This window comes from Mycobacterium sp. TH-M15 (genome assembly GCF_057473705.1).
This window is the reverse complement of record NZ_JBYCLB010000643.1, coordinates 1-7,223: the sequence shown is the minus strand read 5'-3', so window position 1 is coordinate 7,223 and position 7,223 is coordinate 1. Positions and strand designations below refer to the sequence as shown.

Sequence of the window (7,223 nt, the reverse complement as noted above, 5' to 3'; positions counted from 1 at the left end):
CGGCGGTCGAATCGGAGTCCACAGCTGGCAGCGTCATACCACAAGTGTGGACACACCAAACCAGAAAACCTAACTAATTACTGCGCGAGTCCTTAGCTCCGCTCGGACAACCGCGGGTCAAAAGGATACTTTCAGGGGAGCCCCCAGTTCCGTCCCCGGACCGTGGTGTGTAGGTGAGCGGTGGTGCGCAAGAGGCCCCATCCGCATAGCAGCGTCCAGGCGATGATGTCGTGCGGCCCGGCTGGCCGGCCGCTGATGGCGGACCACATCTGCACGACGCACGCCGCGCACGCCGACAGCATCGACGCCTGGAATATGGTGACCGTGGCGCGTTGGCCGGGCTGCATGCGGAACTTGCTGACTGCGGCGAACCGCAGCGCGGCGAGGTAGCAGATCGACGAGCACACGGCCAGCCAGTAGCAGACGAGCAGCAGGTCGGCGCGCACGACGCCGACGTTGTTGATTTCGGCGGATTGGCGCATCGCGTCGGATGCGTAGGCCGACACGAGTTCGGTGGGTATGGCTGCGGCGACGGCGGGTTTCGCCATTCGATCGAGCCATGCCTGACGCTGCGCCGGGGTGGTGGCAAGTCCGTCGAGCAGCGCGGCTACCCCGCTGTATGCGGACAGGATCAGCAGCGCATCGCCTGCCGCGAATTCCATGTGCGATACGCCGGCCGCACGGTACATCGCGGGCCCGACAGCCGCTGATGCTGCCGGTGACACGAGTGCGAGTCCGGCGATGTAGAGCGCGGTCGGCTTGAAGTAGCCACCGCCTCTGCGCAGGAAGCCGAGCGCGGAGGCGACGATGGTGAACCAGACCAGGACGTCGATAGCGGTCAAGTGGGTCTCTCTTTCGTGCGTGGTTTCATGTCGCGTAGCCGTGGCGGCTGCTCGCCGGCGGCTGCGGCGGCGTACCGGAGGAGTTCGTCGGTGTCGACCAGGCCGAAGGTGACCATCAGTTCGCAGTAGTCGACGGCGAAGGCACGGGCGACGAGGCGCAGCTCTTCTGCGTTCGGATAGTCGTCGGCTTCTCGGCGGCGCACGTAGGTGTTGCGGACGACGTCGAGTGCTTCCTGCATGTCCTTTGCGCCGATCGGCCGGTCCGCGAGGTATGCGAGCACCGATTCGAGGCGTCGGCCGTTGCGGTCGGTGCGTGGCATGCAGGAGACGATAGTAACTTTAAAGTTACAACGCAATGCGTTAATCTACGACTATCGAGCCAGCTATACGACGAGACGCATCAATAAATAACGGATAGGGTGCAGAAATGATGTGATCGTGCTAACATACTCACTGTGCCGCAGCCAACCCAAGTTCTCGAATGGGACACCGACTACCTCTCAAAATCGCTGCGCCGCCAGGGAATCCGCAACCGGGCGCAGCTCGCTCAACGGCTCGGCGTAGCACGACCAACCGTCAACCGCACCCTCGACGCCGACTGGCGCGGCACAGCGACCCCGTTCCTCCTGGTCCGCCTAGTCGAGGTGCTCGGCCTGCGCGTCGACAAGCTCGTCCGCCAAGAGGGCCGGGAGGTCACCGCATGAAACCGTCAGAGACCGTCACCAAGGCGATTGAGCTGCTGGCACGCGACGGCTGGTGCAAGACGCATATCCAAGACGACGGCGGGTCACAGTTCCTGCTCGGTGCGCTGCGGTACGCCGCCCTCGGAAACCCGTGGGCATTGGCTCACCGTCCCGCCTCCAGGGCCGTCGCCGCCTACATACGCCAAACCGCGGAGCTGCCGACACTAAGCGACATCTCGAAAGGCGGACCCCAACCATGAAGAGCCACAACCAGTCAGGCAGCCCGCAGATGTCGCAGCACCGCTGCAACCCGATGGAGATCGCCGTCGTCGGCGCCGGCATGATGGGCGCCATCGGCAACGAAAACGACTGGCGCCGCGCACAGCGAATGTTCGATGCAGCCATATCCTGCACCCGGTGCAGCCAAGCGCTCGTCGCCGCGTTGCACCATCTGGAGGCGTCCGGCGACGCGCCCAACGGCGCCGAGATACTGGACCGGCTCGCGGCCGAAGCGTCGCGTGCGCTCACCGAAGCCGGCCGGCGCAGAGCGGATGCGTGTCGCGCCCACGCCGGCGGCAGCCCAGGGAAGCGGACGAATTCACGGTGACCATCGACCTCCTGGGCGTCGACAGGCCGGCCGCGGAGCGCAATCGCGACGTGCCTCCAGAAGGAGTCGTGAGCGTCTCGCTGCGGGGTACGTACTACGCACGTACCGCGGCCGACGGTGTCGACGTCGTCAACGTGGTTCATCGTTCCCACGTCGTTTGGCGCGGTCTCACGTAACCTCCGGGATCGGCACCCCCAGGTCACGCACGGTTTTCCCGGTTTCGGCGACGGGGTTCGAGTCCTCGTCGCTGCACCGCTGTGCGGTATACGCTTAGCGCGTATGAGAACGAGGATGGCACAGACCGTGGCCGCAGCCGTGGCTGTGTTCACACTGGCGACGATCCCGGCGGCAAACGCCGACGACCAGAGTTTTTTGGATGAGCTGCACGCCGCCGGCCAACCGACCGGCCCGGAGTGGGTCGAGCTCGGACACCAAATCTGCGATCAGATCCACGCGGGCGCCTCACTTGATCAGGCACGGTTCAACGTGTTCGACTTGGCCCGCAACCCGATGGGGGCCCAGAGCTTAGCGGCCGTCAAGACCGCCATCGCGGCCCAACGTAACATCTGCCCCGACCCGCGGCCCTGGTTTGGTCCGCGCCCCTAATTGCGGGTGCCGACCAGCCGGGTTACGGGTAGTTCTGTCCGGCACCGACGACGGCTGGAGGATCTGCGTCCGCTACTGGCCGGGATAGAAGGTGGTGGTCGGGCCGTCGGTGCCGTAGCCGATGTACATCGGCATCTGCGAGAACGGGTAGTACCCGGTGTTCAGGTACCCGGGGTTGGAGGTAGTCCCCGCGGAGATGGTCGTCGGCGCTGGGTTGTCCGGGCCGGTTGTGACCGAATACAGCGGCTGGGTGTCGTCCGGGTTCGCGTAGACGTTGATCACCGTCCCGGCCGGCAGGGCCGTACCCGGAGTCGTTGTGGGGATGGTTCCGTAGACGCCGCCGGAGTCGATGATCGCCGACTGCTCGACCGGCGGGTTCTGGCCGTCGATGCTGACCCACAGGTGGGTGTTCGCCACCCCGTCGACCGTGGTTCCGCCGGTCAGCGGGCTGGGACCGAAGACGAGCTGACCAGCGGGCTCGTCGATCAGCACACCCTGGCCGAGATCACCCGGCAGCGCCTGGATCACCGTCTCAGACCCGACCGCGTTCGGGCCCACCGCGTCGGGCGCGATGCCCAGGACACCGTCGGCGTCATGACCCAGGAACGTCGGCAGCGTCCAGCCGGTGGACAGCGTGTCCAGCTGGGTCGGGAAGCTGAACAGCACCACGTCGACCGGAACGGTTGTTTCGGTGCTCGGCCCACCGACGAAGCTCACCGTCTCGGGAAGCTGCACGTAGAAGTAGTCCATCCCGCCGGCGTACGAGCCGACGCCCAAGTTCTCCGGGAACTTCAGCAGACCCGCCAAGCTGAGATCCCACCACGGCATGACCAGCCCGTTGGACCCGGTGTCGACCACCACCGGGATGTCCTTGCCGCCGCCCACCGAGATGTCGGCCACCGGTTCGGTGGTGTTGACCATGTGCAGCGGGACGGTGGCAGACGTAACGGTGTCGGCAGTGGGATCCGGCGCACCACCGGTCTCCGCCAGCGACCGGGCCGCCGAGTCAACCGCGGCCGCCGAGTTCGACGCGCCACCGGCATCGTCGAACAGCCAGTTGCCGACCAGGCTGCCGTGAGCACCGATCACGTCCTGGCCGGCCAGCGAGTTGATCACGCCGTCGACCTGCTCGCCGAGCGGGCTGCTCAGCCAGCCGTCGAAATCGGCCTGCAGCGGCTGGTAGATCAGCTGGTCGGCCAGGCTGGAGAAGTCGGTGTCGAGTGCCGCCAGCGAGCCGGAGACGTCGCCGAGCGAGTCCAGCCCCGCCGACGGGTCGACGCCGACGGCCGCGTCGACGCCCGCGCCGAGGATGTCGCTGAGCCAGTCGAAGTCGAACAGGTCGGCATGCGCCGGCGGGGCGGTGGCGATCGGCGTCAGCCCGAACACCACGGCGCCCCCCAGCGCCACACCGGCAGCCGTCACTCGGCGGCGCACCCCGGATTCACCCATCTGATTCATCCCCACAACCCCTCGGACGGCTACCATCCGCCAGCCCGAGCGACGTCTTCGGACAACCCGGACAGCGTAACGGGTAACCGGCGGTACCGGTAGCCCCGGAACGCCGCTCGTCCGACCCGCCCGGCCGCGCCGCCGACCGGCGCTTTCAGTACGCTCGGTCCCGTCGGCCCTAAGGCGGCCGCAGCCACGAGGAGGCCCCGATGGGTATCGCCCTGACCGACGACCACCGCCAACTCGCCGAGGTGGCCCGTGACTTCCTGACCTCGCACAAGGCCCGCGACGCGGCGCGCACCCTGCTGGACGTCGACGAGGAGGCCCGCCCGCCGTTCTGGTCGGCGCTGGCCGAGCTGGGCTGGCTCGGCCTGCACGTCGACGAGGCGCACGGCGGCGCCGGCTACGGGCTGAGCGAGCTGGTCGTGGTGATCGAGGAGCTCGGCCGGACGGTGGCCCCCGGGCCGTTCGTACCCACGGTGATCACCTCGGCGACGCTGGCCCACGCCGGCACCGACGAACAGCAGAAAAAGCTGTTGCCCGGCCTGATCGACGGCTCGACGGCGGCCGGCGTCGGCTTCGGCGGCGACGTCTCCGTGACCGGCGGAAAGGCCAGCGGCGAGGCCGACATCGTGCTCGGCGCCGGCCTGGCCGACCTGCTGCTGATCCGCGCCGGCGACGACATGCTGCTGATCGAGCGCGGCCGCGACGGCGTCACCGTCGCGGTGCCGGAGAACCTGGACCCGACCCGGCGCTCCGGGCGGGTCAGCCTGACGGATGTCGCGGTCTCGGCCGACGACATCCTCACCGGCGCCGCCGGCGCCGCAATCGCCCGCGCCCGAACGCTGCTGGCCGCCGAGGCGGTCGGCGGGTCGGCCGACTGCGTCGACGCCGCCGTCGAGTACGCCAAGGTGCGCCAGCAGTTCGGCCGCACCATCGCCACCTTCCAGGCGGTCAAGCACCACTGCGCGAACATGCTGGTCGGCGCCGAGGCGGCGACGGCCGCGGTCTGGGACGCCGCCCGCGCCGCCGGCGAGGACGAGGCCCAGTTCCAGCTGGTCGCCGCCGCGGCCGCCGGTCTGGCCTTTCCGGCGTATGTCCGCAACGCCGGACTCAACATCCAGGTGCACGGCGGCATCGGCTTCACCTGGGAGCACGACGCGCACCTACAGCTGCGCCGCGCGCTGGCGGTGCGGGCGCTGTTCGGCGGCGACGCGCCGGCCCTGGACGTCTTCGAGGCCACCGCGGCCGGCGTCGCCCGCGTCAACAGCCTCGACCTGCCCGCGGAAGCCGAGCAGCTGCGCACCCGGGTGCGCGCCGACGCCGCCGAGATCGCCGCGCTCGACGAGGACGCCCAACTCGACCGGCTGATCGCCACCGGCTACGTGCAGCCGCACTGGCCCAAACCGTGGGGCCGGGCCGCCGACGCCGTCGAGCAGCTGGTTATCGAGGAGGTGTTCGCCGCCGCCGGGATAAAGCGGCCGGACTACTCGATCACCGGCTGGGTGGTGCTCACCCTGGTCCAGCACGGCACCGCCTCGCAGATCGAGCGGTTCGTGGAGAAGGCGCTGCGCAAGGAGGAGGTGTGGTGCCAGCTGTTCTCCGAGCCGGAGGCCGGATCGGACGCGGCCGGCATCAAGACCCGCGCCACCCGGGTGGACGGCGGCCTGAAGATCAACGGCCAGAAGGTGTGGACGTCCGGCGCGCAGTACTCCCGGCGCGGGATGGCCACCGTGCGCACCGACCCGGACGCCCCCAAGCACGCCGGGATCACCATGGTGATCGTCGACATGCAGGCCCCCGGCGTCGAGGTGCGCCCGCTGCGGCAGATCACCGGCGGCTCGGAGTTCAACGAGGTGTTCTTCAACGACGTCTTCATCCCCGACGAGGACGTGGTCGGCGAGCCCAACGCCGGCTGGACGGTCGCCCGGGCCACCCTGGGCAACGAGCGGGTCAGCATCGGCGGCGGCAGCGGCTCCTACTTCTCCGGCGCCGACCGCTACCTGGTGAAGCTGGCCGCCGAGCACGCCGACGCGGTGGCCGGCGCCAAGGTGCGGGTGGGTGATTTCCTCTGCGACGAGCAGGCGCTGCGGCTGCTGAACCTGCGCCGCGCCGCCCGCAGCATCGCCGGCACCGGACCCGGCCCGGAGGGCAACGTCACCAAGCTGCTGCTGGCCGAGCACATGAACGACGGCGCGGCGATCGCCGCCGACCTGCTCGGCCCGGAGGTCGCCGTCGGCGACGGCGCCGGTGGCATCGTCGGCCGGATGGTGATGGGCGCCCGCGGCATGTCGATCGCCGGCGGCACCTCCGAGGTGACCCGCAACCAGATCGCCGAACGGATCCTGGGGATGCCCCGCGACCCGCTGATCAAGTAGCCTCGCCGATGGCCACCGTCGCCGACCATGTGATCGCGGCGCTGCAGCGCAGCGGGGTGAGCCGGGTGTACGGGATCCCCGGGGACAGCCTCAACGGGTTCACCGACGCCATCCGCCGCACCGGCGACTTCGGCTGGGAGCAGGTCCGCCACGAGGAGACCGCGGCCTTCGCCGCCGCGGCCGACGCCGGGCTCACCGGCCGGCTGGCGGTCTGCGCCGGCAGCTGCGGGCCGGGCAACCTGCACCTGGTCAACGGGCTGTTCGACGCGCAGCGCAGCCGGGTGCCGGTGCTGGCGATCGCGGCGCACATCCCGCTGGCCGAGATCGGCTCGGACTACTTCCAGGAGACCCACCCCCAGGAGCTGTTCCGCGAGTGCAGCGTCTACTGCGAACTGGTCAGCGCCCCCGAGCAGGCGCCGCGAATCCTGGAGATGGCGATGCGGGCCGCGGTCGAGGAGAGCGGGGTGGCGGTGGTGGTGGTGCCGGGCGAGGTGCTCTCCGCCCGCCTCGACGCCTCCGGCTGGGGCCAGCGGCCGGTGACCGCGTCCCGCTCGGTGTGCCGGCCCGACCCACCGTCGCTGGCGGCGGCGGCTTCCATGCTCAACGCCGGAAACGCGGTGACCATCCTGGCCGGCGCCGGGGTGGCCGGCGCCCACGA

General features: G+C 69.6%; 9 protein-coding genes. 6 read left to right on the top strand and 3 right to left on the bottom strand.

The genetic code is table 11. The annotated features are described in order from the left end of the window. Positions 1 to 131 precede the first annotated feature (131 nt). The gene (locus tag AC2VNT_RS15715) at positions 132 to 842 is read right to left on the bottom strand and encodes a hypothetical protein (protein WP_486947737.1); all 711 of its coding nucleotides are present in this window, start codon (positions 840 to 842) and stop codon (positions 132 to 134) included. Next, complete coding sequence (locus AC2VNT_RS15710) at positions 839 to 1,162, bottom strand: XRE family transcriptional regulator (RefSeq protein WP_486947736.1); 324 nt, start codon at positions 1,160 to 1,162, stop codon at positions 839 to 841. Before AC2VNT_RS15710 ends, AC2VNT_RS15715 begins: the two co-directional genes overlap by 4 nt. Positions 1,163 to 1,297: 135 nt before the next feature. Between AC2VNT_RS15710 and AC2VNT_RS15705 the strand changes: the two genes are divergently transcribed. The 4 genes from AC2VNT_RS15705 to AC2VNT_RS15690 all read left to right on the top strand — a co-directional run bounded on the left by AC2VNT_RS15705 (position 1,298) and on the right by AC2VNT_RS15690 (position 2,738). After that, the gene (locus tag AC2VNT_RS15705; protein WP_486947735.1) at positions 1,298 to 1,546 is read left to right on the top strand and encodes a helix-turn-helix domain-containing protein; all 249 of its coding nucleotides are present in this window, start codon (positions 1,298 to 1,300) and stop codon (positions 1,544 to 1,546) included. Further along, entirely contained in the window at positions 1,543 to 1,785 is a 243-nt protein-coding gene (locus AC2VNT_RS15700) for a DUF6197 family protein (RefSeq protein WP_486947734.1), read from the top strand. The genes AC2VNT_RS15705 and AC2VNT_RS15700 overlap by 4 nt, the downstream gene beginning before the upstream one ends. Beyond that, positions 1,782 to 2,132, top strand: coding sequence for a hypothetical protein (locus AC2VNT_RS15695; protein ID WP_486947733.1), 351 nt, complete (start codon positions 1,782 to 1,784; stop codon positions 2,130 to 2,132). The genes AC2VNT_RS15700 and AC2VNT_RS15695 overlap by 4 nt, the downstream gene beginning before the upstream one ends. A gap of 291 nt (positions 2,133 to 2,423) precedes the next feature. Beyond that, complete coding sequence (locus AC2VNT_RS15690; protein WP_486947732.1) at positions 2,424 to 2,738, top strand: DUF732 domain-containing protein; 315 nt, start codon at positions 2,424 to 2,426, stop codon at positions 2,736 to 2,738. A gap of 72 nt (positions 2,739 to 2,810) precedes the next feature. Here AC2VNT_RS15690 and AC2VNT_RS15685 read toward each other — a convergent pair whose 3' ends face one another. Further along, the gene (locus AC2VNT_RS15685) at positions 2,811 to 4,196 is read right to left on the bottom strand and encodes a PecA family PE domain-processing aspartic protease (protein ID WP_486947731.1); all 1,386 of its coding nucleotides are present in this window, start codon (positions 4,194 to 4,196) and stop codon (positions 2,811 to 2,813) included. 200 nt (positions 4,197 to 4,396) lie between these two features. On the opposite strand from AC2VNT_RS15685, the gene AC2VNT_RS15680 reads away from it, so the two are divergent. Beyond that, the gene (locus AC2VNT_RS15680) at positions 4,397 to 6,565 is read left to right on the top strand and encodes an acyl-CoA dehydrogenase family protein (RefSeq protein ID WP_486947730.1); all 2,169 of its coding nucleotides are present in this window, start codon (positions 4,397 to 4,399) and stop codon (positions 6,563 to 6,565) included. 8 nt (positions 6,566 to 6,573) lie between these two features. Next, a partial coding sequence (locus AC2VNT_RS15675; RefSeq protein ID WP_486947729.1) for a thiamine pyrophosphate-binding protein occupies positions 6,574 to 7,223 on the top strand: 650 nt, incomplete at its 3' end.

Bases quoted from the DNA above. Each gene is read 5' to 3' on its own strand.
- AC2VNT_RS15710 (WP_486947736.1), bottom strand. From the start codon at position 1,162: ATGCCACGCACCGACCGCAACGGCCGACGCCTCGAATCGGTGCTCGCA.
- AC2VNT_RS15700 (WP_486947734.1), top strand. From the start codon at position 1,543: ATGAAACCGTCAGAGACCGTCACCAAGGCGATTGAGCTGCTGGCACGC.
- AC2VNT_RS15695 (WP_486947733.1), top strand. From the start codon at position 1,782: ATGAAGAGCCACAACCAGTCAGGCAGCCCGCAGATGTCGCAGCACCGC.
- AC2VNT_RS15690 (WP_486947732.1), top strand. From the start codon at position 2,424: ATGGCACAGACCGTGGCCGCAGCCGTGGCTGTGTTCACACTGGCGACG.
- AC2VNT_RS15685 (WP_486947731.1), bottom strand. From the start codon at position 4,196: ATGAATCAGATGGGTGAATCCGGGGTGCGCCGCCGAGTGACGGCTGCC.
- AC2VNT_RS15680 (WP_486947730.1), top strand. From the start codon at position 4,397: ATGGGTATCGCCCTGACCGACGACCACCGCCAACTCGCCGAGGTGGCC.